Source organism: Nonomuraea glycinis, from assembly GCF_035920485.1.
In the GTDB taxonomy this organism is placed as follows: Bacteria; Actinomycetota; Actinomycetes; order Streptosporangiales; family Streptosporangiaceae; genus Nonomuraea; species Nonomuraea glycinis.
The window spans coordinates 4,334,670-4,360,724 of sequence record NZ_CP109166.1 but is presented as its reverse complement, the minus strand read 5'-3'; the positions used below and the strand labels follow the sequence as shown (position 1 = coordinate 4,360,724).

The window sequence follows — 26,055 nt, the reverse complement described above, 5'->3', positions numbered from 1 at the left end:
TGTTCGCAGAGGGCTCGCCACCCGAGGGCTTCTCCCTCCCGGCCTCGTCGGCTCCGTGACCAGGAAGACTCGCCGCCTCAGCCCGCCTTGCGGTCCATGGGTGTGGTGAGGCGGGACACCGCGGCCACCACCTCGGAGGCGTTCGACAGGTCCGGCAGCACCAGGTCGGCGCCGGCCTCGTGCAGTTCGGCCGCCGTCGAGCGGCCCGAGGCGACCGCGATCATCCCGGCCCCGCCGATCCTGGCGGCCTGCACGTCACGGGCGGAGTCGCCGATCAGCACGGTGTTGGCGAGGCTGAACGGAGTCCCGAGGCGCTGCTTGGCCCGGCCCTGGGCGACCTGCAGCAGGCTCGCCTTGGGGTAGACCTCCTCGCCGTAGCCGCCGAGGTCGAAGTCGATGTAGCGATCCAGGCCGAACGCCCGCAGCTTGTGCACCGCATTGCTCTTGATCGTGCCGGTCAGCACCGTCTGGGTGACGCCGTCGAGCTTGGCCACGGCCTTGAGCGCCTCCTTGGCCCCGGCCATCGCCCGCCCCTGCTGGGTCAGCCGCTTACGCCGGTCGGCGAAGGCCATGGCCAGCGCCGCGAGGAACCTGGGCAGGTGGTCGTCCTCGGCGACGATCCCGTTGACGGCGAGCGTCTCGAAGACGATCTCGGAGTCGGGCCGGCCCATCGGCGGCACCAGCTTGACCAGTGGACGCCCGGTCACGACCCGGAACGCCTCGGCGTAGGCCTCCCTGGTCACGATCGCGACATCGACCAGCGTCAGGTCGATGTTCCACAGAACTAAGCGATTGATGGCAGCCTCCTGACAGACAACTCTGCCAGCGTAGGCCCATCACCCCGCCTGGGGCTCCCCCCTGCCTATTCAGGCATGGTCAAGGGCCTCGGCGAGGGTGTCGACCACCGGGAAACCGGTGGACTCCAGCTCGGCCCTGGTGGACATGCCGCCCGTGTAGAGCACCGCCCGCGCGCCGACGTGGCTCGCCGCCACCGCGTCGTCGACGCTGTCGCCGATCACCAGCACCTCGCGGGGGCTGACCGCGATGGACTCGATGTGCGCCGCCATGTGTACGGCCTTCTCCCCGCCGGTCGTCCCGAGCAGCCCGTCGACCCGGGTGAAGTGCCGGGTGATGCCGAAGGCGTCGACCTTGGGAACCAGGTGGGAGTGCGGGGCCATGGAGCAGAGCGACTGGGTGCCCGACCACGTCGACAGCGCGTGCTCGGCGTCGGCCGCGAGCGCGCACGCGCCGGCCAACCGGAAGTAGTGGTCGTGGAAGCCGGTGTCGAGCAGCTCCCACTCCCCTTCGGCCAGCGGGCGGCCGAGCATCCGCTCGTAGGCCACCCAGATGGGCCGGGTGTAGACGGCGCGGAAGCCGTCCGCGGTCATCGGCGCCAGCTCGTACGACTTGAAGACCTCGTTGGTGGCTCCGACCACGGCGTCGATGTCGTGGAAGAGCGTGCCGTTCCAATCCCACACAATGTGCTTCGTCATTGGTCCGAGTTTACGGTGCCGCCCAACCTGTCAGGAGTCCAGGATGTCGGGGATCTCCTGGGTGGCGTACCACAAGAGCTCGTGCGCCTCGGCGCCGTCGACGGTGAAGCGGGCGTCGTCGTCCCCCTGGTCGGCGTCGGGCAGCGCGGCGACCGCGGCCTTGACGTCGCCCGTAGCGCGGAGGTCGTCGACGTGCACCGCGGCCACCTTGGTCATCGGGATCGGCTCGGTGAGCCGTACCCGTGCCTTCTCCCGCAGGTCCGCCCCGTTGTGCGGCAGCGAGCCGTCCGGCACCTCGGCGGCGACGACCACGCGCCGCGGCGGCGCGGCGGGGTCGTCGGCCAGCATGCGCAGGGAGGCGCGGGCGGCCTCGGTGAGCGCGACGTACTCGAGCTCCTCGGTGTCACCCGAGGCGTACCACTCGACCAGCGCGGGCGTCACCGCGTAACCGGTCAGCGGGGCCGGGCCCAGCTCCCCGGTCTCGACCGCCCTGGCCAGCTCGGGCAGGGTGCAGGGCAGGTAGACGCGCATCAGGAACCTTTCACGGCGTGCGAGGGCTCTATCATGCCCGGCGCAACGGCAGTCGGAGGAGAGACTCGAGCTCCAGGATGGTCGTGTCCGCGTCGCGGTGGTGGATCCCGGCGATGCCGAGCCCGCGCGCGGCCACGATGTTGGCCTCGATGTCGTCGATGAACACGCACGACTCGCCCGGCAGGGCGATCAGGCCGAGCGCGTGCTGGAAGATGCGCGGCTCCGGCTTGCGCATGCCGACCTCGCCGGAGATCACCACCGCGTCGAAGATCTCGTCCCAGTCGTCGCGGGGGTAGGTGTTGGACCACGAGTTGGACAGCAGGCAGGTCCTGACCCCGTTGGTCCTGACCTCGCGCAGCATGTCGTACATCGCGTCGACCCGGTCGAAGCCCGCGAACATGCGCTCCAGCAGCCCTTCGGCCTCCGGCGGCACCCCGTCGAGCGTCACGAGCCGCGCCGCCAGGTCCCGCTCGAACACGGCCCCGTCGATCTCGCCGCGTTCGAGCCCGTGGATGATGTTCTCGCCCTCGCCGCCGTAGGCGCGGTCGATGAGCTCGCGCATGATCTCCCGATAGTGATCGCCGTCGATGCGATCCGCCATGATCCACTTTGCGATGGAGTCCGAGAGCCCGGTGGTCAGCACCCCACCCCAGTCGATCAGCACACCTTCGACCACGCCTGCCTCCTCATCCGTCCAGTGCTCCAGAGTAGAGCGTCGCACGCCGGGTTTGACCCCGTACAAACCCCCGATAAAGGAATGCCCAATCACTTGCTTAAGGTGGCCCTCCATGAGGTAACTCACCAGAGAGGACCGCCGTGCGAGCGACGATCCTGATCATCTCCCCCGACCGGTTCGAAGCCCCGGGGATGGAACTGTTCGACTTCCCGCCGATCTTCGCCGGCGGGCCGGAATGGCTCACCAAACCCGTACTGATCGCCCTGCTCAGCTCGGTCGTGGTCATCGCACTGTGCTGGGCCGCCTTCGCCCGCCCCACGATCGTCCCCCGCGGCTGGCAGAACCTCGGCGAGTACGCCTACACGTTCGTCCGCGACGAGATCGCCCGGCCGCACCTCGGCAAGGACACCGACCGATGGATGGGCCTGCTGTTCAGTGTCTTCCTGACCGTGCTGGTCTGGAACCTGATGGGCGTCATCCCACTCATCCAACTCCCCCTCGCCGCGTACATCACCTTCCCCGCCGTGATAGCGATCAGCGTGTACGTGATCAAGATCTATCTGGGCGTCAGGCACCACGGCCTGCTCGGCTACCTCAGGGGAATCATCCACCTGCCGGGCCTGCCCGGCTGGGCTTACGGGCTCTACGCTCCCCTGATCCTCGCCGAGGTCCTGATCAGCTCGCTGTTCACGCATTTCGTCCGGCTGTGCGCGAACATGTTCGCCGGCCACATGCTCCTGGCCTTCTTCAGCTCGGTCGGCTTCTGGTTCCTGTTCGAGAAACTCACCCCACTGGGCGCCGGCGTCGGGGTGCTCGGCGTGCTGATGACGATCCTGCTGACCGCGTTGGAGATGTTCATCCAGTTTCTCCAGGCCTACCTGTTCGCCATGCTCGCGGCGATGTACATCTCCAGCGGGCTACGCGGCGGGCACTAGGGCACGCTGGCGGCCAGCTTGCGGTGGGCGGGTGAGCGGACCACCTTGGCCGCCTCCTTCACCGAGGCGACGGGCGGCTCGGCGAGCAGGCCGCGGGCCTGCTTGAGCTTGAGCAACCGGGTCACCGACTGGTCCAGCCGCTGCTCGGAGATCCGCCCCGACTTCGCCGCCGCCAGCACCGCGTTGTAGGCCTTCGGCAGGTCGTACGGCATGAGCAGCAGGTCCGCGCCGGCCAGGACGGCGCGGACCGCCACCTCACCGTCGCCGTACTTCTCCCGCACGCCGGCCATGTTGAGCGCGTCGGTGGAGATCACGCCCTTGAAGCCGAGCTCCTGCCGGAGCAGCCCGGTCAGGATCGGCTTGGACAGCGTCGCCGGATCGCCCGACGGATCCAGCTTGGGGAAGACGATGTGCGCGCTCATGATCGCCTCGACGCCGGCCCCGATGGCGGCCTTGAACGGCGGGGCGTCCAGCCGCTTCCACTGGGCCCGGGTGTGGTCGATCACCGGCAGCCCGGTGTGGCTGTCGACATGGGTGTCGCCGTGGCCGGGGAAGTGCTTGGCGGTGGCGATCACCCCGGCGTCGTTGAAGCCCTTGACCGCGGCGGCGACCATCCTGGACACCTCGGCCGGCCGGTCACCGAAGGCGCGCTCGCCGATGACCGGGTTGCGCGGGTCGATGTTGACGTCGGCGACCGGCGCGAAGTCGAGGTTGACGCCGAGGGCGCGCAGCTCCTCGCCGGTGGCCCTGGCCACGGCCCGCGACACCTTGACGTCCTTGGTGGCCGCGATCCGCGCGGCCCCGGGGAAGGGCGTCATCAGCGCGGACATCCGCGACACCGGGCCGTTCTCCTGGTCGGTGGCGATCAGCAGGGGGAGGTCGGCGGCCTTCTGCATGTCGTTGTTCAGCTTCACGACCTGGTCGACGCTCTTGATGTTCGCCGGGAAGAGGATCACCCCACCGAGGTGGTAGCGGTCGATCACCTTGGCCGGGGTCTGGGCGCCGTAGCGGGCCTGGTTCTCGCCTGACACGCTGTCGGCCGCGGTGCCGTACAGGACGGGCATGAACAGCTGGCCGACCTTCTCCTGCACGCTCAGCTCGGACAGCGCCCGCTTGACCGGGTCCGCCTGCGCCGGCGTGCTGCTGGGCACGGCGCTCGACGCGGGCGGCTGGGCGGGCGGGACGACGGTCGCCGACCCGCCCCCGCCGCTGCACGCCGCGAGAGCGATCACCAGGATGCCTGTGGTCCCCATCCGTCCAACCATGCCCCCACGGTATCGATGCCGCGAACTGCCCGTGCCGCTCGATGACCAATTCTTCACAGACCCAGAGGCGCCAGCCCGGGAAGGTGGGCACGGGCCGCCGCGCGAGCCTGCGCCGCCGTGGGCGCCTCCCGCGCGGCCTGCGCGGCGAACCGGCACTGCTCCATCGTGTGCCCGGCGAGCGCGGCCCGGCTGGCGGGCAGCATGGCCGGGCTCATCGAGAGCGTGGTCGCGCCGAGCCCGACGAGCACGCAGGCCATGGCCGGATCGGCGGCCGCCTCCCCGCAGACGCCGCACGGCTTGCCGGCCGCCCGCGCCGCCGAGACGGTCATGGCGACCAGGTCCAGCAGCGCGGGCTGCCACCGGTCCTGCAGCTCGCTCAGCGCGCCGAGCTCGCGGTCGGCCGCGAAGCAGTACTGGGCCAGGTCGTTGGTGCCGATCGAGACGAAGTCCACCTCGGTGAGCAGGCCCGGCGCCCGCAGCGCCGCCGCCGGCACCTCGATCATCACGCCCGCGCTGGGCAGGTCGGCGGCCCGGCAGGCGGCGGCGAACCACCTGGCCTCCTCCGCCGTGGCCACCATCGCGGCCATCACGTGCAGCCGGCCGGAGGAGCCCGCGGCCGCCGTGGCCAGCGCGTCGAGCTGCGTCTCCATCACCTCCGGATGCCTGCGGAACAGGCGGACGCCACGCTCGCCGAGCGCCGGGTTCGGCTCGGGCGCCGGGGGCGGCAGGAAGGCCAGCGGCTTGTCCGCCCCCGCGTCCAGCGTCCGCACCACGACCGGGCCGCCGGGGAAGGCGTCGAGCGCGGCTCGGTACGCCTCCTCCTGCTCCTCCGGGCGCGGCGGCTGCCTTCTGCCGAGATAGAGGAACTCGGTGCGGTAGAGGCCGATGCCCTCGGCGCCGGCCGCCAGCGCCGCTTCGACGTCGCCGGGGCCGCCCACGTTCGCCAGCAGCGGCACCGCGACGCCGTCCTGGGTCCTGCCGGGGCCGCTGACCTGCGCGATCGCCTCCTGCCTGGCGGAGGCAACGTTCTGGGCCTGGGCCACGTCGGAGGCCGTCGGCTGGGCGCGTACCTCTCCCGAGGTGCCGTCGACCAGCACCCGCACGCCCGCGGTGAGAGTGGTCGCGGCCGCGCAGGCCACCACGGCGGGCACGCCGAGCGCCCTGGCGATGATGGCCGTGTGGCTGGTGGGCCCGCCCTGCTCGGTGACGAAGGCCGCCACGGTCTCCCGCGACAGCAGCGCGGTGTCGGCGGGCGCGAGGTCGTGCGCGACCAGCACGTACGGCTCGGGGCCCGGGGTCGGCAGACCGGGCATCACCTGCCCGGTGAGCACGGCGATCACCCGGTCCCTGATGTCGTCCAGGTCGGCGGCCCGCTCGCCCAGATAGCCGCCGAGTCCGGCCAGCACCTCGCGGTATTTGCCGAACGACTCGTAGACGGCCCGCTCGGCGGCCATCCCCTGCTCGACGCACGACCTGATTTTCACGATCAGGCCGGGGTCCTCGGCCATCAGCGCCTGCGCCTTGAGGATCTCCCCGGCCTCGCCGCCCGCACGGTCTCCGCGCGACTCCAGCTCGCCGGCCACCTGCGCCAGGGCCGAGACCGCGCGTTCCTTCTCCTGATCCGACTCACCCGTGTATGTGGCGCCCTCGGGGGGTTCGGGCACACGAGTGGTCAGGATGTAGGCGGGTCCGTGCCCGATGCCCGGGCTGACCCCTACCCCCCGTAGGTTCATGGCGTCGTGGCTATGCTCGCGAGCTGCTCGAGGATCTCGTCGGAGCCCTCGCCCTCAGCCTTGATGACGATGGTCTCGCCCTGGCGCACATCCAGCGCCATGATCTGCAGGATGCTCTTGCCGTTGACGGGATCACCGCCCCCCAGCTTGGCGACGCTGATCTCCATCGGCGCCGTCATGGCAGTCTGCACGAACGTGGCCGCGGGCCGGGCGTGCAGCCCCACCTCCGCCGCCACGGTCGCCTTTCGCTCGCCCATGAAATCTCCCTTCCTGTTCCGGTCCAGACCAGTCGCTGGATCATCGGTCATACCGTTTCACGCCCAGTGGAAGAGCTCGTCACCGGCGTGCACCGTACCCAGCGCCACGCCGGTCACCGCCCCGGCCACGGCGTCGAGGGCGACCACCGGGCAGACGGGGGATCGCCCGCCGGTCTCGATCGCGGCCGGATCCCACGCCACGACGGGCTGACCGGCGCCGACCCGGTCGCCTTCGGCCGCCAGCAGCTCGAAACCCTTCCCCTTGAGCTGCACCGTGTCGATCCCCAGATGCACCAGAACGCCCCTGCCGTCATCTCCTACGATGACGTACGCGTGCGGATGCAGCTTCATGATTTTTCCGGCTATGGGGGCGACGGCCGTGAGCGGCCCCCGTACCGGGTCGATCGCCGTTCCCGGCCCCACCATGCCTGCCGAGAAGACGGGGTCCGGCACCGCCGCCAAACCCACGGCCACCCCCTCGACCGGGGCGAGAACAGTCGTCATGGTCTCGCCCTCTAGCCGATGATGTCCTCGATGTCGCTGGCGATCGTGTCCGCCTCCGGCCCCACGACGACCTGCACCACACTGCCGGCCGCCATCACCCCGTGCGCGCCGGCCGCCTTGAGCGCGGCCTGGTCCACCTTGGAGGCGTCCCGCACCTCCGTGCGCAGGCGGGTGATGCAGGGCTCGATCTCGATGATGTTGTCCGCACCGCCGAGTCCGGCGATGATCGCATTCACGTCGGCCGCCATCGGGCCCTCCTCGTCATGGCTCTGCGACCAGGCTAAACGACGCTGCGTGATCAGTCGGTCTGGGTCACCTTGTTGAGCCCGCGCGGCGCGTCGGGGTCGATGCCGAGCCTCCTGGCCAGCGCCTCGGTGAGCAGCTGCGCGGGCACGATGAGCCCCATCGGCGCCACCCACTCGGGCAGGTCCGGGCCGTTGAGCGCCGCCGTGCCCGCCCGCGCCAGGCCGTCGCCGCCGCCGATGGTGAACGCCTGCGCGCCCGCCGCGACGACCCGCTCGGCCAGCGCGACCGTGCCCTGCAACGTCGGGCTGTTCTCCGCCGCCACGAGCAGCGCCGGGGTGTCGGCGTCGACCACGGCGATCGGGCCGTGCAGCAGGTCGGCGTACGACAGGCCCATGGCGTGCAGGTAGCAGGCCTCCTTGAGCTTGAGCGCGGTCTCCAGCGCCGTGGAGAAGGCCAGCCCGCGGCCCGACACCACCACGCCGTGCTTGTCGGCCAGGCCCTCCACGACCGCCTCCAGGTCGCCCGGCTCGGCGACCAGCTTCTCCACCGCCTCCGGCACCCGGAGCAGGTCGTCCTGGTCCACCTCGGCGCCGAGCCCCAGCGCCAGGACCGCCAGCGCGGCCAGCTGCGTGGTGTAGGTCTTGGTGGCCGGGACGGCCTTCTCCTCGCCCGCGACCGTGCACAGCGCCAGGTCCGCGACCTGCGCGAGCGGGCTGTCCGCGCCGCCGTTGGTGACGCCCACCGTCCTGGCCCCGCAGTCACGCGCCCAGGCCAGCGTCTCCACGATCTCTTCGGTACGTCCGGACTGGGAAATGGCGACGGCCAGCACGCCGTCCAGGTCGAGCTTGCGCTTGTAGGTGGTCGCGATGGACGGCGCGGCCAGGGCGGACAGCCGCCCGGCGTGCGACTCGACCAGATAACGGCCGTAGACTGCGGCGTTGTCGGACGTGCCGCGTGCGATGAACAGCAGTTGGCGAGTCTGCCGGCCCAGCGCCCGCACCTCGTCGATCCGGGGAAGCAGGGAGTCCAGTGTGGCCCGCAGCGCCTGCGGCTGCTCGGCGATCTCGCTGCGCATCTTGGTCATCTGGTGCTCATCCCTTGCAGTATGCCGATCGGGCTTGACCCTGTTTTGCGATATGTGGTCTAGTCCGGACTAGACCAGTACGAACCATAACCCATCGTCCAATCCAGATCGAGGGGAGGATCCGTGGCGCACATCGATCCGGACAGCCCGGTGCCCAAGTACTTCCAGCTCCGCGAGATCCTGCTCGATCTCATCGACAGCGACGAGCTCAGCATCGGCGCGGCCATCCCGTCCGAGCGTGAGCTCTGCCAGCGCTTCGCCCTGTCCCGGATGACCGTGCGGCAGGCCGTCGACCACCTAGTGTCCGAAGGCCGGCTGCACCGAGTGCCGGGCAAGGGCACCTTCGTCGCCAGACCCAAGATCGAGCTGGCGCTGCAGCTCACCTCCTTCTCCGACGACATGCGGGCCCGCGGCATGGCGCCCGGCTCGCGCGACCTCGACCGGCGGACCATGCGCGCCAGCGCCCACCTGGCCAAGGAGCTCGGCATCCAGCCGGGCGAGGACGTGCACTTCATCGAGCGCCTGCGCACCGCCGACGGTGAGCCACTGTCGATCGAACGCGCGCACATCCCGGTCAAGCTGGCCCCCGACCTGGCCGAGCACAACCTGTCCGGCAGGTCGCTGTACGAGCTGCTGGAGAGCCGCTACGGGCTCGTCATGGACGCGGGCGAGCTGACCATCGACGGCGGCATCGCCGACCCGAGCGACGCCGACCTGCTCAAACTCCCTCGCGGCGGAGCCGTGCTGCTGCTGCAGCGCAGATCCTTCTCCGGTGGCGTCTGCGCCGAGCTCGGCGTGTCCACCTACCGCGCCGACCGCTACCAGTTGCGCACCATTCTGGAAATGCCCGCAAGACGGGGTTGAGGGCCAGACCCGGAGGAACGCCCGGTGAACGAGACCACCGCCGCCCGGCCTTCGCCGTTCTCACGCCTGATGAACGTGCTCCAGCGGCTCGGCCGCTCGCTCATGCTGCCCATCGCCGCCCTCCCCGCGGCCGCGCTGCTGCTGCGCTTCGGCCAGCCCGACATGCTCGGCTCCAACGGCGCCGCGCCCGGCGGGCTCGCCGACGTGTCCGGCCTGGCCTGGATGAACCAGGTCGCCGAGGTGCTGGCCGCCGCCGGAGCCGCGCTGTTCGAGAACTTACCCCTGCTCTTCGCCGTGGGCGTGGCCATCGGCTTCGCCCGTAAGTCCGACGGCACCACGGCGCTCGCCGCCGTCGTCGGCTATCTGGTCTTCGACCGGGTGACCAAGGTGATGTTCTTCGGCTCGGCCATCCGGGAGACGGTCGTCATCAAGGAGGCCCAGGCCCAGGGCATCATCGAGATCATCAACTACGGCATGCAGAACCCCACCAAGGTGCTCGGCGGCATCATGATGGGACTCGTCACCGCCCTGCTGTGGCAGCGCTTCTACCGGATCAAGCTGCCCTCCTGGCTGGCGTTCTTCGGCGGGCGCCGGTTCGTCCCCATCGTCACCTCCTTCGCGGCGCTCGTCCTCGGTGTGCTCATCGGCTGGATCTGGCCCACGCTCGGCGAGTGGATCGGGCAGGCGGGCGAGGTCCTCACCACGCTCGGCCCGCTCGGCACCGGCCTGTACGGCCTGATCAACCGGCTGCTCATCCCCCTCGGCCTGCACCACTTCGTCAACTCCATCGTCTGGCACGTGGTGCCGCAGTGCGAGGTCGGCGGCCGGGTGCTGGGCGGCGACTGGAACTGCTACTTCGGCGGCGCCCCGGTGTCCGGCCAGTTCATGGCCGGTTTCTTCCCCATCATGATGTTCGCGCTGCCGGCCGCCGCGCTGGCCATGTGGCGGGCGGCTCCCGCGCACCGGCGCGCCACCGTGGGCGGCATCATGCTGTCGGCGGCGCTGGCCTCGCTCGTCACCGGCATCACCGAGCCGATCGAGTTCGCGTTCATCTTCGTGGCGCCCCTGCTGCTGGTCGTGCACGCCGTGCTCACCGGGCTGGCGATGGCGCTCACCACGCTGATCGGCGGCCAGCTCGGCTTCGGCTTCTCCGCGGGCCTGCTCGACATGCTGCTCAACGCCGGCAAATCGAACACCCAGAACTTACCCGGCATCCTGCTCATCGGCCTGGTCTACGCGGTCGTCTACTACGTGGTGTTCAGCTTCCTGATCCGCAGAATGAACATCATGACCCCCGGCCGCGAGCCCGAAGCCGACGTCGACTCCGGCGAACCCCGCGACCCCTAACCCGTCCCCCCAGCCCCAGCCCCTGCCCTTGGCCCTGACCCCTAGCCCGTACCCCAGCCCTTCCCTTGGCCCTGACCCATCGTCCACTTCAGCAAGCCGCGGGGCCCTAGGGCCGTTTTCCGTCGCCCGGGCCGTGGTAGGAACCCGACCGACCCCCGTGAGCTGCGGGGGGTTTCATGACCGGCAAGGGCGCCTCGGCCTTCGCGGTGTTGCAGCGCGTCGGCCGCTCGCTCATGATGCCCATCGCCGTTCTGCCCGCGGCCGGGCTGCTGTTCCGCTTCGGCCAGCCGGACATGCTCGGCGCGGACGGGCTCGGCGGCGCCTGGCCGTGGCTGCTGCCGGTCGCCCAGGTGCTGGCCGCGGCGGGTGGCACCCTCTTCGACAACCTGCCGGTCCTGTTCGCCATCGGCGTCGCGATCGGCTTCGCCCGCAAGGCCGACGGCTCCACCGCCCTGGCCGCCCTGACCGGCTACCTCGTCTTCGACCGCGTCTCCAAGACCCTGTTCTTCGAGGCGGGCGGCGGGGCCGTCTACGACCGGGTGGCCGTCGTCACCGTTCGGGACGGCGCCCAGGCCGCCACCCTCGACCTGGGCGCCCAGAACCCCACCGGCGTCCTCGGCGGCATCATCATCGGGATCACGGCCGCCGTGCTGTGGGAGCGCTTCTACCGCATCAAGCTGCCCTCCTGGCTGGCCTTCTTCGGTGGCCGCCGCTTCGTCCCCATCATCGCCGCCGTCGCCGCGCTGCTGCTCGGCGTCCTGTTCGGGCTGCTGTGGCGGCCCGTCGCCGACTGGCTCGCCATCGCGGGCGACTGGCTGTCGGTCCACGGCACCGTGGGCGCGGGCATCTACGGGGTGGCCAATCGGCTGCTCATCCCCCTCGGCCTGCACCACGTGCTCAACACCATCGTCTGGTTCACCCTCCCCGAGTGCCGCGCCGGCGTGGACGAGGCCATCAGGAACGCCGCCGGGGACCTGAACTGCTACTTCGCCGGAGAGCAGGGCGCCGGCATCTTCATGACCGGCTTCTTCCCCGTCATGATGTTCGGCCTGCTCGGGGCCGCCGTCGCCATGTGGCGTGCCGCCCCGCCCGGCCGCCGCGCGGCGGTCGGCGGCATCATGCTGTCGGCCGGGCTCACCTCGTTCGTCACCGGCATCACCGAGCCGCTGGAGTTCGCGTTCATCTTCGTCGCCCCGGCGCTGTTCGCCGTGCACGCGGTCCTCACGGGCGTGTCGATGGCCCTCATGGCCGAGCTCGGCGCCCGCCTCGGCTTCACCTTCTCCGGCGGCGCCATCGACCTGCTCATCAACGCGGGCAAGTCCAACACGCACCGCCTGGACCTGATCATCATCACCGGGCTGATCTACGCGGTGCTGTACTACGCCATCTTCTCCTTCCTGATCCGCCGCCTCGACCTGCCCACCCCCGGCCGCGAACGCGACCCCCAGGAAACCTGACCGCTCCCAGCTGTGAACGCGCCCTCTAGGAGACCTGACCACGCCCGGCCCCGCAACCGACCCCCAGAAGACCTGACCACGCCCGGCCCCGCACCCGACCCCCAGGAGACCTGACCACTGACCGCGTTTGTGTCAGCCCCAAACAATTAAGGGCGGTGACCTGCGCGAACGATCTCCGCCCGGAAACGGCGCGGGACGTGGTCCGGTCCACTCCAACTCTCAGTGATCTTCTACGCCAGGAGCCGCAAATCAGGGCGGCCACCGGCGGAAGTTGGCGGCCGACGTATCTGGGGCCCGGTCCGGAAACTCCTTGTACTGATCGCTCATTCGTCGTGACATCTGGAGGACCCCCCATGTCATCGTCGCTTTCCCGCCTCGGTCTCAACCGCGCCCCCGCCTCGCCGTACGACAGGGCGGAGAACGACATCGACGGATCACTGGCGCTGGATTCTCGGCCCCTGACGTGGGGGCCACCGGGGGCCATGCCCGACGAACGCAAGCTGCGCCACCTCGGGCAGGCGCTGGCCGAGGTGCTGGCCGGCAGGCGGCCGCCGGAGACCGTCGCCGACCGGCTCACCGAGCGGGCCTACCGGGAGCTGGTGAAAGCCGGCCGGATGATCGACAGTCGCCGGCCACCCTTCGCCGGGGCCCCGCACATCAAGCAACCCCGCGACGGGGCCATCGAGATGTGCCTGCTGGTGCACGGCGATCCCCGCAGCCACGTGCTGGCGATCCGCCTCGAACGACGCGGGGTCCAATGGCTCTGTACGGACTTCGAGACGGCCTGACCGCCCCTCGGCCGTGCCGTGGCTCCCAGCAGCACGCGAACGGCCCCCGCGCCAACCGGAGCGGGGGCCGCGACGCGTGCGATCAGACGGCGTTCTTCGGGTCGCCGTGGCAGCGCTTGTACTTCTTGCCCGAGCCACAGGGGCACGGCGCGTTGCGCTCGACGTTGCCGTAGGCGGCACGCTGGGCCGAGTTGGCGACCCTGGTGTGCTCGACGTCGCCCTGCTCACCCGGCGCGGTGTATTCGAGCTCGGCCGGACGCTCGGGGCCGCGCAGACCGCGGGCGATGATGGAGCGGGTCTCCGACATCATCGGATCCTCCGCCTCTTCGACGATCGGATTCTGCTGCACCTCGACCTCGAGGTTGAACAGGTAGCCGACCGAGTCCTCCTTGATGCCCTCGAGCATCGCGGCGAACATCTCGAAGCCCTCACGCTGGTATTCGATCTGCGGGTCCTTCTGCGCGTAGGCCCGCATGCCGATGCCCTCGCGCAGATAGTCCATCTCGTAGAGGTGCTCGCGCCACTTACGGTCGAGGACCGACAGGATGACCCGGCGCTCCAGGTCGCGGGTCGCCTCCGCGCCCCACTCCTCCTCACGCCTGGCGTAGGCCTCCAGCGCGTCCTGCTTGACCCGCTCGGTGATGAGGTCGGCGGTGAGCTCCTCGCGACCGCCGGCCTCCTCGATGAGGTCCTCGAGCCGGAGCGTGATCGGGTAGAGCCCGGAGAAGGCCTTCCACAGCTTCTCCAGGTCCCACTCCTCGGCGAAGCCCTCGGCGGTGGCGCCCGCGACGTAGCCGACGATGACGTCACCGACGAAGCCGCGCACCTGCTCGTGCAGGTCGGCGCCCTCCAGCACGCGCAGGCGCTCGGCGTAGATCACCTTGCGCTGGCGGTTCATCACCTCGTCGTACTTCAGAACTTCCTTGCGGATCTCGAAGTTCTGGACCTCGACCTGGTGCTGGGCGGAGGCGATGGCCTTGGAGACGATGCCCGACTCGATGGGCTGGTCGTCCGGGATGCTCAGCCGGGTCATGATCATCTCGACCCTGGCCGAGTTGAACAGGCGCATCAGGTCGTCGCCGAGCGAGAGGTAGAAACGCGACTCGCCGGGGTCGCCCTGACGGCCGGAGCGGCCGCGGAGCTGGTTGTCGATGCGGCGCGACTCGTGGCGCTCGGTGCCGAGGACGTACAGGCCGCCGATCTCGGTGACCTCGTCGTGCTCGTTCTTGACCGCGGCCTTGGCCTTCTCCAGCGCCTCGGGCCAGGCCTTCTCGTACTCCTCCGGAGTCTCGAGCGGGTCCAGGCCGCGCTGGCGCAGCTCGTGGTCGGCGCGGAACTCGACGTTGCCGCCCAGCATGATGTCGGTGCCACGACCGGCCATGTTGGTGGCGACGGTGACAGCGCCCTTGCGGCCGGCCTCGGCGACGATCGAGGCCTCACGCGCGTTGTTCTTCGCGTTGAGCACCTCGTGCGGGACGCCCCGGCGCTTGAGCGCCTTGGACAGCCGCTCCGACTTCTCCACCGAGGTGGTGCCGACGAGGACGGGCTGGCCGAGCTCGTGACGCTGCTTGATGTCGTCGACGACCGCGTTGAACTTGGCGTCCTCCGTCTTGTACACGACGTCGGGCTGGTCCTTGCGGACCATCGGCCGGTTGGTCGGGATGGGCACCACACCGAGCTTGTACGTCTGCTGGAACTCGGCGGCCTCGGTGACGGCCGTGCCGGTCATGCCGGACAGCTTCTCGTAGAGGCGGAAGTAGTTCTGCAGGGTGATCGTGGCGAGAGTTTGGTTCTCGTCCTTGATCTTCACGCCCTCTTTGGCCTCGATGGCCTGGTGCATGCCCTCGTTGTAGCGCCGGCCGTGCAGGATGCGGCCGGTGAACTCGTCGACGATGAGGACTTCGCCGTCGGTGACGATGTAGTCCTTGTCCTTCTTGAACAGCTCCTTGGCCTTCAGAGCGTTGTTCAGGAAGCCGACCAGGTGGGTGTGCTCGGGCTTGTAGAGGTTGTCGATGCCGAGCCAGTCCTCGACCTTCTCGACCCCGGTCTCCAGGATGCCGACGATGCGCTTCTTCTCGTCGACGATGTAGTCGCCGGTGCTCTCCTCGCCAGGGTTCTTCGCCTCGACGCCCCTGCGGAGGCGAGGGACGATCTTGGCGAACTCTTGGTACCACTTCCCGGACTGCTCACCCGGGCCGGAGATGATCAGCGGCGTGCGGGCCTCGTCGATGAGGATGGAGTCGACCTCGTCGACGATCGCGAAGTTGTGGCCGCGCTGCACGCACTCGTCGAGCGTCCAGGCCATGTTGTCGCGAAGGTAGTCGAAGCCGAACTCGTTGTTGGTGCCGTAGGTGACGTCCGCTTCGTACTGCTTGCGGCGCTCGTCGGGCTGCTGGCCCGACAGGATCATGCCGACCTCGAGGCCGAGGAAGCGGTAGATGCGGCCCATGTTCTCGGCGCCTACCTTGACCAGGTAGTCGTTGACGGTGATGACGTGCACGCCCTTGCCGGACATCGCGTTGAGATATGCCGGGAGCACACAGGTCAGGGTCTTGCCCTCACCGGTCTTCATCTCCGAGATGTTGCCGAGGTGAAGATTGGCGCCGCCCATGATCTGCACGTCGTAGGGCCGCTGGCCGAGCACGCGGCGGGCCGCCTCGCGCACGGTCGCGAACGCCTCGGGAAGCAGATCGTCGAGCGACTCACCATCGGCCACACGCTGCTTGAATTCGTCCGTCATGGCGCGCAACTCCGCGTCGGACAGGCTCGTGAAGTCGTCCTCGATGGAGTTGACCTGGTCTGCGATCCGCTTGAGCTTGCGCAGGATCTTGCCCTCGCCGGCACGTAGGATCTTGTCGAGAATGGCTGCCACTTTATGTAAAGCTCCTCGCAGGTCTACCCCGGCGGCGCCGCCAGGAGGAGAGGCCGAGACAAAACTTCCCCGCATGCCATCGTAGGCGGTTCTGCAGCCAGACACAGCCACCGTGACGACAAGGGCGTGGGACGCGTCTGGGAGAATGACTAAAGGCAGAGGTTATGCCGGTTGACAGCTGGCTCGCACTGATTAGCGGGATGTCCGGCGAAGGAAGGGATTTGACATGGTTGAGGGTCAGAAGACGGAACAAACTGAGCATCTCGGCAGCCACGGCGGCCGCGCGTCTTCGTGGCTCGCGGTGACGGTGATGCTGGTCGGGACCGTCATCGGCGGCTTCGGGCTCACCGCCGCCAACTGGACCATCGTCTGGATCGGCGTCGGTGTCTTCGTGGTGGGAGCGATTCTCGCCCTGGTCTTCGACATCTTCACAGACGTCGTCATCGACGCGCCCCGCGTGGGCATGCGCGCAGAAGACCACCGCTGACCCGACCGACGCCCCAGGTCGGGGCATCCCCCACAATGCCCCGACCCCCGGTCCAGCACCACCCTTCCCCACCACCCTGAGCCGACAGGCACCCGCCTCGGCCCACGAGCACGCAGCCTTTCCCGGCCCTCGTCCTGGCCGGCGAACATCCTCGTTGGCCTGCGGGCATCGGGCCCCTCCCGGCATCCGCCTTGGCCCGCGGACATCCCCCCTGGCCTGCGGGCGTCCGCCTTGGCCCGCGAGCATGCGCCCCCTCCTGGCACCCGTTCTGACCGGCGGGGATCTGTTCTTGTCGGTGGGCGCCGTTAGCATTCCGGCATGCTTCGCCGTACGGAATCCCAGATGGATCTGACAGCCGACGAGGCGCGCAGGGTCATTCTGCGCGCCCAGGGATTCGTCGGCGCGGACGCGCGCCGGGGCGGCGTGCCCACGATGCTCCGCAGATTGGGCGCGGTGCAGCTCGACACGATCTCGGTGCTCGCCCGCTCGCACGAGCTGGTCGCCTACGCCCGCCTCGGCGCGGTGGGCAGGCCGACCATCGAGCGCGCCTACTGGGACTCCCCCGCCCAGAGCTTCGAATACTGGTGCCACGCAGCCTGCATCCTGCCCATCGAGCACTGGCCCCTCTACGAGTTCAGGCGGCGCGCCTACCGCGAGCGCCGCCAGCGCTGGCACAAGGTGCCCGACAACGTCGACAAGCTGCTGCAGCAGGTCCGCGACTCCGGCCCGCTCACCACCTCGGACGTGGGCGGCGCCAAGAACGGCGGCCCGTGGTGGGACTGGTCGGACTCCAAGATCGGGTTGGAGTGGCTGCTGGACATCGGCGAAGTGGTCTGCTCCCGCCGCGTCGGCTGGCGCCGGACCTACGACCTGGCCGAGCGCGTGGTCCCCGCCGACCTCCTGGCCCAGGACCTCACTGACGAGGAGTGCGTCGCACGGCTGGCGGCCATCGCAGGCCGTTCCCTGGGCGTGGCCACGAGATCCGACCTGATCGACTTCCTCCGCCTCCAGGGCCGCTTCACGGCCCTCCTCGACGAGGCCCTCCTCAGCGGCGCCGCCGGCCTGGTCCCCGTCCGAGTCTCAGGCTGGCCCAACCCCCGCCGCACATCCACGCCCACCGGCGTAGAACCAGCCCTGATCAGCACAGCGACACCCAGCGCAGCAGACCTCAACACGGCGAGCCCCAGCACAGCGGATCCCAGCTCAGTGGATCCCAGCTCAGCGACCCTCAGCACGACAACGCCCGGCACCACAGAGCCCGGCACAGCGAGCCCCAGCACGGTGAGACCCGGCATGACAGGGTCCGGCACAGCGAGCTCCAGCACGGTGAGGCCCGGCATGACAGGGTCCGGCTCGGACGATCCCGGCACGGCGAGCGCCAGCGTGGCAGGGTCCGGCAGGGCCAGGTCCGGCTCGGGGTCCCTCGGCGCGGGTCCCGCCAACGCGTGGGCCGACCCCGCCGCCCTGGAGTCGGAGCCTCGCGGCCGCCACCGCACCACACTCATCTCGCCGTTCGACTCGCTGATCTGGCACCGCGGTCGCACCGAGCGCATCTTCGGCTTCAACTACCAGCTTGAGCTGTACGTCCCCAAGCACAAGCGAGTGCACGGCTACTTCACCATGCCCGTGCTGGCCGGTGGCCGCCTGATCGGCCGCATCGACCCCGCCCGCGAAGGCACCACCCTGGTGGCCAGACAGCTCAGCCTCGAACCAGGATTAACCAGCACCAAATGGGTGGACGCCCTGCGCGACGCGCTGTGGAGCGCCGCCGAGTGGGTGGGCTGCGACTCGGTCCGAGTCGACCGCACCGACCCACCGGAGCTGGCGAAACTCCTGAGCGAGCCGCCCGCTTAACCCCGAGCGGCCCAAGACCCTTGCCACCGAGGCCGCAGGGCAAAGGGCGGCCTCAGCGGAAGGTGACCCCGGCACCTGAGACGCGTGCCGCCGCCGCTCGTTAAAAACCCGTACCGCCACTCGCGTGCCGCCGCTCGTTGGGGGCGGTACCGCCACTCGCTGGGGGCGGTGCAGCCACTCGCTGGGGGCGGTGCAGCCACTCGCGTGCCGCCACTCGCTGGAGGGCGGTGCAGCCGCTCGCCGGGGACCCGTGCCCACGCACACTGGGGAGCTGTGCCGCCCTCGCTGGAGACCCCTGCCGCCACTCGCGGGAGAGCGTTGCCGGCCCTCACTGGAAACCGCTGCCGCGGCTCGTTGGGGGGCGGTACCGCCACTCGCGGGCCACCGCTCGCCGGAGACCCGTGCCGTCGCGCTTGGGGAGGGCGGCGGCTTTGCTTCGGGTCAGGGGGTTTCAAGCACGCGGGTCAGGTGATTTCCAGCATGCGTTCGCGTACTGCGTAGACGACGGCTTCCATGCGTGAATGCAGTTGCAGTTTGTCCAGGATGTTGCGGACGTGGTTCTTGACGGTGTTCTCGGAGATGAACAACTGTTTGGCGATCTCGCGGTTGTTCATGCCCTTGGCCACCAGGCGCAGGACTTCCATCTCGCGCTCCGTCAGCCTCGGGACCGGGAGCTGGGGGGGACGTTCGCTCTCCTTGCGGCTCATGTTGGCGAACTCGCTGATGAGCTTGGCCGCCATGGCCGGGTTGATTAACGACTGCCCTTCGTGCACGCCGCGAACCGCCGCCGGAACGTCGTTGATCTGCACGTCCTTGAGGAGGTAGCCGGTGGCGCCGGCCTTGATGGCCTCGAAGAGGTCTTCCTCCTCGTCACTCACCGTCAGCATGATGATCCTGGTGCTGGGGACGGACGCCTTGATGCCCTTGGTCGCCTCGATGCCGTCCTGCCTGGGCATCCGTACGTCCATCAAAGCCACGTCGGGCATGAGGCGGTCGGCCAGTTCGACCGCCTCCTGCCCGTCGCTCGCTTCACCGACCACTTCGATATCGGGCTCTGCGGCCAACGCCAGCGCCAGGCTCCGCCTGATCAGCTCATGATCGTCAACGATCATCACGCGGATCGGCTCGCCACCTGCTGGGCGCGCGTCGACGGACTCCGTCACGAAGCCTCCCTGGGCCTCGCGGCCGCCGTGCTATCGCTTCGCTCGCTCACCTTCGCCTGACTGAGCTCGCTCACGTCTCCTCCTCGTCGGGGGCCAGAGCCGTTGAACCGCCATGATGGCACGTGTGCCGCGGTGGTCGGGTGGTCGAGAAGATCTTTTTGGCGGACGATCAGGGCTCTACGAGCCGCAATACGCCATAGTTATAGCCGCGCCGGTTGTACACCACACATGGCTGGCCACTCTCCTTGTCGCGGAACAGATAGAAGTCGTGTCCGACCAGCTCCATCTCGAGGAGGGCCTGGTCGATGGTCATGGGTTCCGCTCGGTGACACTTCTCCCGGACGATGAGCGGGCCCTCGCCCTCCATCTCGATGGGAACGATGTCGTCGTCGTAGGGCTCGGTGTCCGGCAGCTGGTCCTCATCGTCGGACGCTGCCTGCGCGGGGGTGGCGGTCGCCTGCTGCGGGGGCGGGGCCTGGGCCAGGTCGGGCATCGCGGTGATCTCCGCCAGGGACGGCTGGCCATGGTTGCCATGGTGGACCTTGCGCCGGTCGGCGAGCCTGCGCAGGCGCCCTTCCAGCTTGTCGAGGGCCAGGTCCAGGGCGGCGAAGCGGTCGTCGGCGGAGGCCTCGGCACGAATGGCGGGTCCTCGAGAGTGAATGGTGAGCTCGACGCGCTCACGTTGGTCGGCGAGGCGCGGGTTGCGCTCCTTGGACACCTCCACATCGACTCGGATGAGTTTGTTGTCCAGACGCTCGATCCTGGCCAGCTTGGTCGTCACTTGGTCGCGGAACCGATCACTCACTCCGGTGTGCCGGCCCTTGACGATGATGTCCATGCAACAGCCCCCCTTCGTCTAACGACTGAGAAAGAGCGCCCGACGACGTGCCTGCCGGGCGGGGTCTTCTGTCTGCCTTCCTGTCACCGTTACCCTCTTCCGACGTTTAGTCACCGGGAACTCGGGTGGCACCCGCCCGGCCGACCTGGTCTTCGACCCCACATCCGCCTGCTGAGAGTCTCGCGGCTCTATTGCCACTACTGCCCTTCTCTCCTGACGAGGGACATCTGGACCCTCGGGGAGGCAGGACTTACCCCTAAGCCGCACCGTGATCGGTCGACAAAGAGTCGCCTTACGTGGACCGTTTTGCCTGCGACTGGCATCGGCTAGCAGAGCCGGGAGCCCCGGCTCTGCGCAACCACGGACCCGAACGGGTGCCATGTTCAGACGCTATCCGGATCGGCGGCGAATGTCAGCCAGAGGTTTACCCAAAGGATCACTTTCTGTGATTTTGTCCGGCCGCCGCGGCGATGCGGAATCCCCGGACGGCCGGGGTCGCATCACGTACGCCCGCGCGGCAACGGACCGCTGAACTGCGCCCCTGGCGAGAGCGGCTCATGTTCGTGGGCGGCGCACCGCGGACCGCAGAATTGGATCTTTCTTTACAGACTGTCACCGTAATCGGCACCGCTCTTTTCGGCGTGTCGCGGCGAGGGTTACGGCCAGCGGAACCACCGTCCCCGCCGCCCGCAGCGCTCTGGCGGCCTCGGCCAGGGTGCGGCCTGTGGTGACGACGTCATCCAGAAGCAGCACAGACGCCCCTGGCGGCTCTCCGGCGCCGTCCCGTACCCGGAGAGAGGAGGCGAGGTTCGCGGCCCGCTGCGTCGAACTCAGGCCCGCCTGGTCCGCCACCTCCCGCACCTGCCGCAGCACCGGCCACACCCGCGCTTCCACCCCGCAGACCCTCAGCCGTCGTACGGCCGGCGCCGCCAGCCCGCCCACCGGGTCGTGCCCCCTCCCCCGGACGGACCGCCGCGCGCTCGGCACCGGCACCACGGCGAACGGCCCCCGCACCCGCCCCGCCCGTACGGCGAAGGCCACGGTGAAGGCCAGCACCTCCGCCAGCACCGACCCCAGCGCCGCCTCCCCACGCTCCTTGTAGGCGACCACCGCCTTGCGCAACGCCCCTGTGTACGGCGCGGCGGACCAGCATTCGGGCAACCCCGGCGGACAGGGCGACGGCATCCGGCGCCCCGGGGCGGCGGCGACGCTCCCCAGGCAGCCGTCGCACAGCCGCGCACCGGCGCTGCCGCAGCCCACGCAGGACTGCGGTGCCAGCAGGGTCAGCAGAGTGTCCAGCACAGCCCCAGCATGCCGTCCCACCCCGACGACGACCGGCGGGCCGACCGGCCCCGAACCAGGACAAGCCGCCCGATCCGCCCACTTCGACATGGTCCGGCACGGCCCCGAGCAGGTGCTTCAGCCCAGAGGGAAGAGAGGACCGTCGACGGCGGTCGCCGGCTTGGGGATCCAGGTCTGCTTGTCGCGGGCGAACTCCAGGATCTCCTTGCCGTCCTCCGTGGTGGCAAGAATGATCTCGCCCACGGCGGCCAGGCTCGTCAGGAGCTTGCTGGTGGTCGGGAGCTGGGTGGTCTCGCCGTCGCTGACGTTGATCTCCTTGACCACCTGGCCCGCCTTGGTCTGGACGAGCACCAGCAGGTGGTCACCGTCCCCCCAGGCGATGTCGATGATCTTGTCGTCCCGCTCGGCCATGGTGAGCAGGTGGAAGTTGCTCAGCATGGCGCCGGCGCCGCCGCCGTTCAGGGCGCCGACCTGGACCTGGCGGGTGCCGATCCGGACGGCGACCCGTACGCCGTCTCTGGCCATCCGCAGCGAGGTGACGTCCATGCCCTGCAGGGCGGGGGCGGCGACGTGCTCGGGGCCTCTGCTGACGGCCGGGTGGGAGCGGAGCACCTGCCCGTTGTGCCGGTCGAAGGTCCACAGGGTGCCGTCGCGGTGCCAGGAGGGGTCGGTCAGCTCCGTACCGGGGATCGACTCCTGCCAGCGGGCCTCGGCGGCGTGCCTGGTCACCCAGATGCCGCCGGCGGCGGATCGGGCGGCGACGCGGTCGCGGTCCTTGGCGATGGCGAAGCCGGAGTGGTCACCGCCGGGCTGGCCGGCCGGGCCGACGAGCGGCTCGCCCTCGCCGTCACCGCGCATCATCTGGACGGCGCCATGGCTGGTGAAGAAGACCTGGTTGTCCTCGCTGCCGAGCCATTTCTCGGGCAGGCTGGGCTCGATGACGAGCGGGCCGGTCACGGAGAACGGCTCGCCGTCGATCTGCACCTCAAGGGTGCGCCCGCTGGCCAGCTTGTTGTAGCTCAGGCTGGCTCTGAGCTGGGCCTTCAGGCCTTCGAGGAAGGTGTCGGCGGTGAACGGGCCGGCGAGGTTGATGACGACGCGGTCCTCACTGGACCTGATGGACCTGACCCGCGCCTTGGCCGGGAACTCGTTGCCGACGGCGCCCTCCAGCGCGCTGGTCGGGCCCTCGATGAGGCGTTCGACGACGGTCTGGGCGAAGCTCTCCGTCGGTTTGACGCGCAGCCGGACCCGGTCGGCCACGAGCCGGTCCGGTTCGCGGTCGCCCACGGAGGTGCCGTTCAGGTAGTAGAGGTTCGTCGGCCGGTAGGCGCGCCGCACGTCGGCGTCGGTCAGCAGCAGGCCCTGCGGGAGGAGATTGACGCGGAAGGCGCCGGCGGCGTCCTTCACCAGGGTGATCGCCCTGGTGACCTTGCCGTCCTCGGCGGGGGCGACGGGAACGTACGTGTCGTCCTCGTTGATCTGGGCGATCTTCGTGCCGAGGATCGTGACGATCGTCTCCTTCTTCTCCTTGTTCTCGACGATGTCGTCGAACCGGAAGGCGTTGTCGATCACGGTCACGGCGCCGTCGGGCTTCCAGACCCGGCGGGCCTCCTCGGTCAGATACTTCGGCAGGATGCTGGGGTCGTCGCCGTAGGCGGCCATGGCGGCCTGCAGGCCCTCCACGACCTGCTGCGCGCTCCACTCCTTCTTGGGCTCGACGGCCACCATGCGCTGGAACGGCACGGTCACCGAGTCGCCGCTGCCCGCCTCGTCCACCGGGAACGGTCCGCCCACCGGGATCACCGCGCAGCCCGATCCGCTCAGGACCGCGGCGAGCGCGCAGGCGAGGGCGGCGGCGAGCCGTCTAGTCGACGTCATGGCCGCCCCCGTCGCCGACGGCGGGCAGCAGCACCGGCGTCATCTGGTGGCCCCGCCAGGTGCGGCGCATCTCGATCTCGGGCGGCACCAGCGACAGCGGCGAGCCCTTCAGGTCGACCCCGGCACGCCTGGGCAGCGTCAGCCGGAACTGCGAGCCCTCCCCCGGCTGGCCCCACGCCTGCAGCCAGCCGCCGTGCAGCGAGGCGTCCTCGCGGGAGATGGCCAGGCCGAGCCCGGTGCCGCCGATGGTCCGGGCCCGCGACGGGTCGGCGCGCCAGAACCGGTCGAACACCAGGTTCTCCTCGCCGCCCTTCAGGCCGATGCCATGGTCGCGCACGGCCACGGCGACGGCGTCCCTGTCGGCGCCGACGGTCACCACGATGTCGCGGCCCTCGCCGTGCTCGATGGCGTTGAACAGCAGGTTGCGCAGGATGCGCTCCACCCGCCGATTGTCGATCTCGGCCAGGCACGGCTCGTTCGGCAGCCGGAGCTCGAAGCGGGTGCTGTGCCGCTCGGCCAGCGCCTCGGAGTCGGCGATGGCGCGCAGCACCACGTCGCGGACGTCGACGGAGTCGAGGTCGAGGTCGGCGGCGCCGGCGTCGTAGCGGCTGATCTCCAGCAGGTCGGCGAGCATCGACTCGAAGCGTTCGAGCTGGGCCTGCATGAGCTCCGCGGAGCGCGAGGCCATCGGATCGAAGTCCTCGCGGGCGTCGTACAGCAGGTCGGCGGCCATCCGGACGGTGGTCAGCGGGGTGCGCAGCTCGTGGGAGACGTCGGAGACGAACTGCCGCTGGACCTGGGAGAGCTCTTCGAGCTGGTGGATCTTGAGCGCCAGGTTGACGGCCATCTCGTTGAACGAGGTCGCCAGGCGGGCCAGGTCGTCCTCGCCGCGCACCTTGAGCCGCTCGTCGAGCTTGCCGGCGGCCAGCCGCTCGGCGGCCTGCCTGGCCAGCCGCACCGGGCTGACGACCTGGCGGGTGACCAGGTAGGCGATGGCGGCGAGCAGGAGGACGAGGCCGAAGCCGACCACCACGATGGCCAGCCGGACGTTCGAGAGCATCTGCTCTTCGTCGCTGATCGGGAAGAAGTGGTAGACCTCGTAGCCGTCGGAGAGGTTGACCATGGCGCCGATCACCAGCGTCTGCGTCGGCTGGGTCTCGCCGGCGAAGCGGATCGGCTGGGTGGAGCGCTGCGGGCGGTCGATGAACTTCTCGGCCTGCCGCCTGAGCATCTGCTGCAGCGCGGGGGGTACGTCGCGGGGCGTGACGTTGCCCGAGGCGCGGGACTGGCCGGGCTCGGCCCGGTTGAGGATCAGCACCTCGTAGCGCGTCTTGGAGCCGTCGCCGCCGGTGCCGATGATGGCGTCCATCACCTCGTCGAGCGGGTTGGCCGGCACGTTCTTGGCGTCGGCGGGCTTGGCCTGGTCGTCCTGCTCACGGGTGAGAGCGTCGGCGATCCGCAGCCGGTCGGCGGAGGCGTCGCTGGCGGCCGACTGCTGGCGGCCTTCGATGACCGAGTTGTTGATCTGGTCCGACAGGAAGGCGCCCAGCACGACCACGACGATCACCGAGATCACCAGGGTGCTGGTGACGACCTGGAGCTGGAGCGAGCGCCGCCAGACGCGCCGCACCCTGCCCACGAGACGCCGGGCTCGCCGTCGGACTCCGCCGAGTATCTGGCGGAGTGTCCGGCGGCGCGGGCGCCTCGTCGTGGTCGGGGGCATGGCAGGGAGGGGGCAGACTACGCGGGGCCGGCTTTGTAGCCGACGCCGCGGACCGTCACCACGATCTCGGGGTGCTCGGGGTCCTTCTCGATCTTGGCCCTGAGCCGCTGCACGTGCACGTTGACCAGGCGGGTGTCGGCCGCGTGGCGGTAGCCCCAGACCTGCTCCAGCAGGACCTCGCGGGTGAACACCTGGCGCGGCTTGCGGGCCAGCGCGACGAGCAGGTCGAACTCCAGCGGCGTGAGGTTGATCGTCTCCTCGTCCCGCTTGACCGAGTGGCCCGCCACGTCGATGGTGATGTCACCGATCTGCAGGATCTCCGGGGTGGGCTCGTCGGTACGGCGCAGCCGCGCGCGCACCCTGGCGACCAGCTCCTTCGGCTTGAACGGCTTGACGATGTAGTCATCGGCGCCGGACTCCAGCCCCAGCACGATGTCGATCGTGTCGCTCTTGGCGGTGAGCATGACGATGGGCACGCCCGACTCGGCCCTGATCCGGCGGGCGACATCGATGCCGTCGGCCCCCGGCAGCATCAGGTCGAGCAGGACGAGATCCGGGCGCGTGTCCCGGAAAGCGTCCAGCGCTTTGTCGCCATCGCTGACAAAGGATGGTTCGAAACCTTCGCCGCGGAGCACGATGCCCAACATCTCAGCAAGAGCGGCATCGTCGTCGACGACCAGCACTCGACCTTTCATGGCCCCTCATTCGTTCTACGCATTCTGGGACATACCAGCACGATCGCTGAAGGTTACCCTCGC

At 69.7% G+C, this 26,055-nt stretch carries 24 protein-coding genes; 7 read left to right on the top strand and 17 right to left on the bottom strand.

Going from position 1 to position 26,055, the window contains the following annotated elements:
* Positions 1-77 precede the first annotated feature (77 nt).
* The 4 genes from OHA68_RS20750 to OHA68_RS20735 form a co-directional block, all read right to left on the bottom strand.
* Positions 78-797, bottom strand: a complete 720-nt coding sequence (locus OHA68_RS20750) for an HAD family hydrolase (protein ID WP_327109535.1) — start codon at positions 795-797, stop codon at positions 78-80.
* A 69-nt stretch (positions 798-866) separates the two neighbouring features.
* Positions 867-1,493, bottom strand: a complete 627-nt coding sequence (locus OHA68_RS20745; protein ID WP_327109094.1) for an HAD family hydrolase — start codon at positions 1,491-1,493, stop codon at positions 867-869.
* 30 nt (positions 1,494-1,523) lie between these two features.
* Entirely contained in the window at positions 1,524-2,024 is a 501-nt protein-coding gene (locus OHA68_RS20740) for a DUF6912 family protein (protein ID WP_327109093.1), read from the bottom strand.
* A 31-nt stretch (positions 2,025-2,055) separates the two neighbouring features.
* Entirely contained in the window at positions 2,056-2,700 is a 645-nt protein-coding gene (locus tag OHA68_RS20735) for an HAD family hydrolase (RefSeq protein ID WP_327109092.1), read from the bottom strand.
* 140 nt (positions 2,701-2,840) lie between these two features.
* Between OHA68_RS20735 and OHA68_RS20730 the strand changes: the two genes are divergently transcribed.
* The gene (locus OHA68_RS20730; RefSeq protein WP_327109091.1) at positions 2,841-3,635 is read left to right on the top strand and encodes a F0F1 ATP synthase subunit A; all 795 of its coding nucleotides are present in this window, start codon (positions 2,841-2,843) and stop codon (positions 3,633-3,635) included.
* Here the strand turns inward: OHA68_RS20730 and nagZ are convergent.
* The 6 genes from nagZ to OHA68_RS20700 all read right to left on the bottom strand — a co-directional run bounded on the left by nagZ (position 3,632) and on the right by OHA68_RS20700 (position 8,715).
* Positions 3,632-4,888, bottom strand: coding sequence for a beta-N-acetylhexosaminidase (gene nagZ / locus OHA68_RS20725; RefSeq protein ID WP_327109090.1), 1,257 nt, complete (start codon positions 4,886-4,888; stop codon positions 3,632-3,634). The genes OHA68_RS20730 and nagZ overlap by 4 nt on opposite strands.
* A gap of 65 nt (positions 4,889-4,953) precedes the next feature.
* On the bottom strand, positions 4,954-6,633 hold the full coding sequence (ptsP, locus tag OHA68_RS20720; RefSeq protein ID WP_327109089.1) for a phosphoenolpyruvate--protein phosphotransferase: 1,680 nt from the start codon (positions 6,631-6,633) through the stop codon (positions 4,954-4,956).
* On the bottom strand, positions 6,630-6,890 hold the full coding sequence (locus OHA68_RS20715; RefSeq protein WP_189138789.1) for an HPr family phosphocarrier protein: 261 nt from the start codon (positions 6,888-6,890) through the stop codon (positions 6,630-6,632). The genes ptsP and OHA68_RS20715 overlap by 4 nt, the downstream gene beginning before the upstream one ends.
* Positions 6,891-6,947: 57 nt before the next feature.
* Positions 6,948-7,394, bottom strand: a complete 447-nt coding sequence (locus OHA68_RS20710; RefSeq protein WP_327109088.1) for a PTS sugar transporter subunit IIA — start codon at positions 7,392-7,394, stop codon at positions 6,948-6,950.
* Between the two features lie 11 nt (positions 7,395-7,405).
* Positions 7,406-7,642, bottom strand: a complete 237-nt coding sequence (locus OHA68_RS20705; RefSeq protein ID WP_189138791.1) for a glucose PTS transporter subunit EIIB — start codon at positions 7,640-7,642, stop codon at positions 7,406-7,408.
* Positions 7,643-7,692: 50 nt separating this feature from the next.
* Positions 7,693-8,715 carry an SIS domain-containing protein gene (locus tag OHA68_RS20700; protein ID WP_327109534.1) on the bottom strand — a complete coding sequence of 341 codons (1,023 nt, stop codon included), beginning with the start codon at positions 8,713-8,715 and terminating at the stop codon, positions 7,693-7,695.
* A gap of 132 nt (positions 8,716-8,847) precedes the next feature.
* Between OHA68_RS20700 and OHA68_RS20695 the strand changes: the two genes are divergently transcribed.
* The 4 genes from OHA68_RS20695 to OHA68_RS20680 all read left to right on the top strand — a co-directional run bounded on the left by OHA68_RS20695 (position 8,848) and on the right by OHA68_RS20680 (position 13,180).
* A complete protein-coding gene (locus OHA68_RS20695) occupies positions 8,848-9,588 on the top strand; it encodes a GntR family transcriptional regulator (protein WP_189138793.1) in 741 nt (246 codons plus the stop codon).
* 24 nt (positions 9,589-9,612) lie between these two features.
* Positions 9,613-10,935 (top strand): PTS transporter subunit EIIC, encoded by a 1,323-nt coding sequence (locus OHA68_RS20690; RefSeq protein ID WP_225276973.1) that lies wholly within the window; start codon positions 9,613-9,615, stop codon positions 10,933-10,935.
* A 176-nt stretch (positions 10,936-11,111) separates the two neighbouring features.
* A complete protein-coding gene (locus OHA68_RS20685) occupies positions 11,112-12,392 on the top strand; it encodes a PTS transporter subunit EIIC (protein ID WP_327109087.1) in 1,281 nt (426 codons plus the stop codon).
* Between the two features lie 353 nt (positions 12,393-12,745).
* Positions 12,746-13,180, top strand: a complete 435-nt coding sequence (locus OHA68_RS20680; RefSeq protein WP_327109086.1) for an Rv3235 family protein — start codon at positions 12,746-12,748, stop codon at positions 13,178-13,180.
* Between the two features lie 82 nt (positions 13,181-13,262).
* Here the strand turns inward: OHA68_RS20680 and secA are convergent, their stop codons facing one another.
* Positions 13,263-16,052 carry a preprotein translocase subunit SecA gene (gene secA, locus OHA68_RS20675; RefSeq protein ID WP_327109085.1) on the bottom strand — a complete coding sequence of 930 codons (2,790 nt, stop codon included), beginning with the start codon at positions 16,050-16,052 and terminating at the stop codon, positions 13,263-13,265.
* A 226-nt stretch (positions 16,053-16,278) separates the two neighbouring features.
* Between secA and OHA68_RS20670 the strand changes: the two genes are divergently transcribed.
* Together OHA68_RS20670 and OHA68_RS20665 are read left to right on the top strand one after the other, a co-directional pair.
* Positions 16,279-16,539 (top strand): HGxxPAAW family protein, encoded by a 261-nt coding sequence (locus tag OHA68_RS20670; RefSeq protein ID WP_327109084.1) that lies wholly within the window; start codon positions 16,279-16,281, stop codon positions 16,537-16,539.
* 342 nt (positions 16,540-16,881) lie between these two features.
* Positions 16,882-18,393 (top strand): winged helix-turn-helix domain-containing protein, encoded by a 1,512-nt coding sequence (locus OHA68_RS20665; RefSeq protein ID WP_327109083.1) that lies wholly within the window; start codon positions 16,882-16,884, stop codon positions 18,391-18,393.
* Positions 18,394-18,857: 464 nt separating this feature from the next.
* Here the strand turns inward: OHA68_RS20665 and OHA68_RS20660 are convergent, their stop codons facing one another.
* From OHA68_RS20660 to mtrA, 6 genes are all read right to left on the bottom strand, one after another.
* Entirely contained in the window at positions 18,858-19,556 is a 699-nt protein-coding gene (locus tag OHA68_RS20660; protein WP_456094127.1) for a transcriptional regulator, read from the bottom strand.
* Positions 19,557-19,725: 169 nt separating this feature from the next.
* On the bottom strand, positions 19,726-20,394 hold the full coding sequence (hpf, locus tag OHA68_RS20655) for a ribosome hibernation-promoting factor, HPF/YfiA family (protein ID WP_327109082.1): 669 nt from the start codon (positions 20,392-20,394) through the stop codon (positions 19,726-19,728).
* Between the two features lie 612 nt (positions 20,395-21,006).
* Entirely contained in the window at positions 21,007-21,696 is a 690-nt protein-coding gene (locus OHA68_RS20650) for a ComF family protein (protein WP_327109081.1), read from the bottom strand.
* Between the two features lie 117 nt (positions 21,697-21,813).
* Entirely contained in the window at positions 21,814-23,574 is a 1,761-nt protein-coding gene (locus OHA68_RS20645; protein WP_327109080.1) for an LpqB family beta-propeller domain-containing protein, read from the bottom strand.
* On the bottom strand, positions 23,561-25,297 hold the full coding sequence (gene mtrB / locus OHA68_RS20640; protein ID WP_407674474.1) for an MtrAB system histidine kinase MtrB: 1,737 nt from the start codon (positions 25,295-25,297) through the stop codon (positions 23,561-23,563). Before mtrB ends, OHA68_RS20645 begins: the two co-directional genes overlap by 14 nt.
* A 17-nt stretch (positions 25,298-25,314) precedes the next feature.
* Positions 25,315-25,992, bottom strand: a complete 678-nt coding sequence (gene mtrA / locus OHA68_RS20635; protein WP_189138803.1) for an MtrAB system response regulator MtrA — start codon at positions 25,990-25,992, stop codon at positions 25,315-25,317.
* Between the last annotated feature and the right edge of the window lie 63 nt (positions 25,993-26,055).

What these genes read in the sequence shown, in the direction of transcription:
- OHA68_RS20680 (WP_327109086.1), top strand. Translation starts at nt 12,746, where the DNA reads ATGTCATCGTCGCTTTCCCGCCTCGGTCTCAACCGCGCCCCCGCCTCG.
- OHA68_RS20745 (WP_327109094.1), bottom strand. Translation starts at nt 1,493, where the DNA reads ATGACGAAGCACATTGTGTGGGATTGGAACGGCACGCTCTTCCACGAC.
- mtrB (WP_407674474.1), bottom strand. Translation starts at nt 25,297, where the DNA reads ATGCCCCCGACCACGACGAGGCGCCCGCGCCGCCGGACACTCCGCCAG.
- hpf (WP_327109082.1), bottom strand. Translation starts at nt 20,394, where the DNA reads ATGGACATCATCGTCAAGGGCCGGCACACCGGAGTGAGTGATCGGTTC.
- OHA68_RS20710 (WP_327109088.1), bottom strand. Translation starts at nt 7,394, where the DNA reads ATGACGACTGTTCTCGCCCCGGTCGAGGGGGTGGCCGTGGGTTTGGCG.
- OHA68_RS20700 (WP_327109534.1), bottom strand. Translation starts at nt 8,715, where the DNA reads ATGCGCAGCGAGATCGCCGAGCAGCCGCAGGCGCTGCGGGCCACACTG.
- mtrA (WP_189138803.1), bottom strand. Translation starts at nt 25,992, where the DNA reads ATGAAAGGTCGAGTGCTGGTCGTCGACGACGATGCCGCTCTTGCTGAG.
- OHA68_RS20670 (WP_327109084.1), top strand. Translation starts at nt 16,279, where the DNA reads ATGGTTGAGGGTCAGAAGACGGAACAAACTGAGCATCTCGGCAGCCAC.
- OHA68_RS20715 (WP_189138789.1), bottom strand. Translation starts at nt 6,890, where the DNA reads ATGGGCGAGCGAAAGGCGACCGTGGCGGCGGAGGTGGGGCTGCACGCC.
- OHA68_RS20665 (WP_327109083.1), top strand. Translation starts at nt 16,882, where the DNA reads ATGGATCTGACAGCCGACGAGGCGCGCAGGGTCATTCTGCGCGCCCAG.
- OHA68_RS20740 (WP_327109093.1), bottom strand. Translation starts at nt 2,024, where the DNA reads ATGCGCGTCTACCTGCCCTGCACCCTGCCCGAGCTGGCCAGGGCGGTC.
- ptsP (WP_327109089.1), bottom strand. Translation starts at nt 6,633, where the DNA reads ATGAACCTACGGGGGGTAGGGGTCAGCCCGGGCATCGGGCACGGACCC.
- OHA68_RS20705 (WP_189138791.1), bottom strand. Translation starts at nt 7,642, where the DNA reads ATGGCGGCCGACGTGAATGCGATCATCGCCGGACTCGGCGGTGCGGAC.
- OHA68_RS20645 (WP_327109080.1), bottom strand. Translation starts at nt 23,574, where the DNA reads ATGACGTCGACTAGACGGCTCGCCGCCGCCCTCGCCTGCGCGCTCGCC.
- nagZ (WP_327109090.1), bottom strand. Translation starts at nt 4,888, where the DNA reads ATGGGGACCACAGGCATCCTGGTGATCGCTCTCGCGGCGTGCAGCGGC.
- OHA68_RS20685 (WP_327109087.1), top strand. Translation starts at nt 11,112, where the DNA reads ATGACCGGCAAGGGCGCCTCGGCCTTCGCGGTGTTGCAGCGCGTCGGC.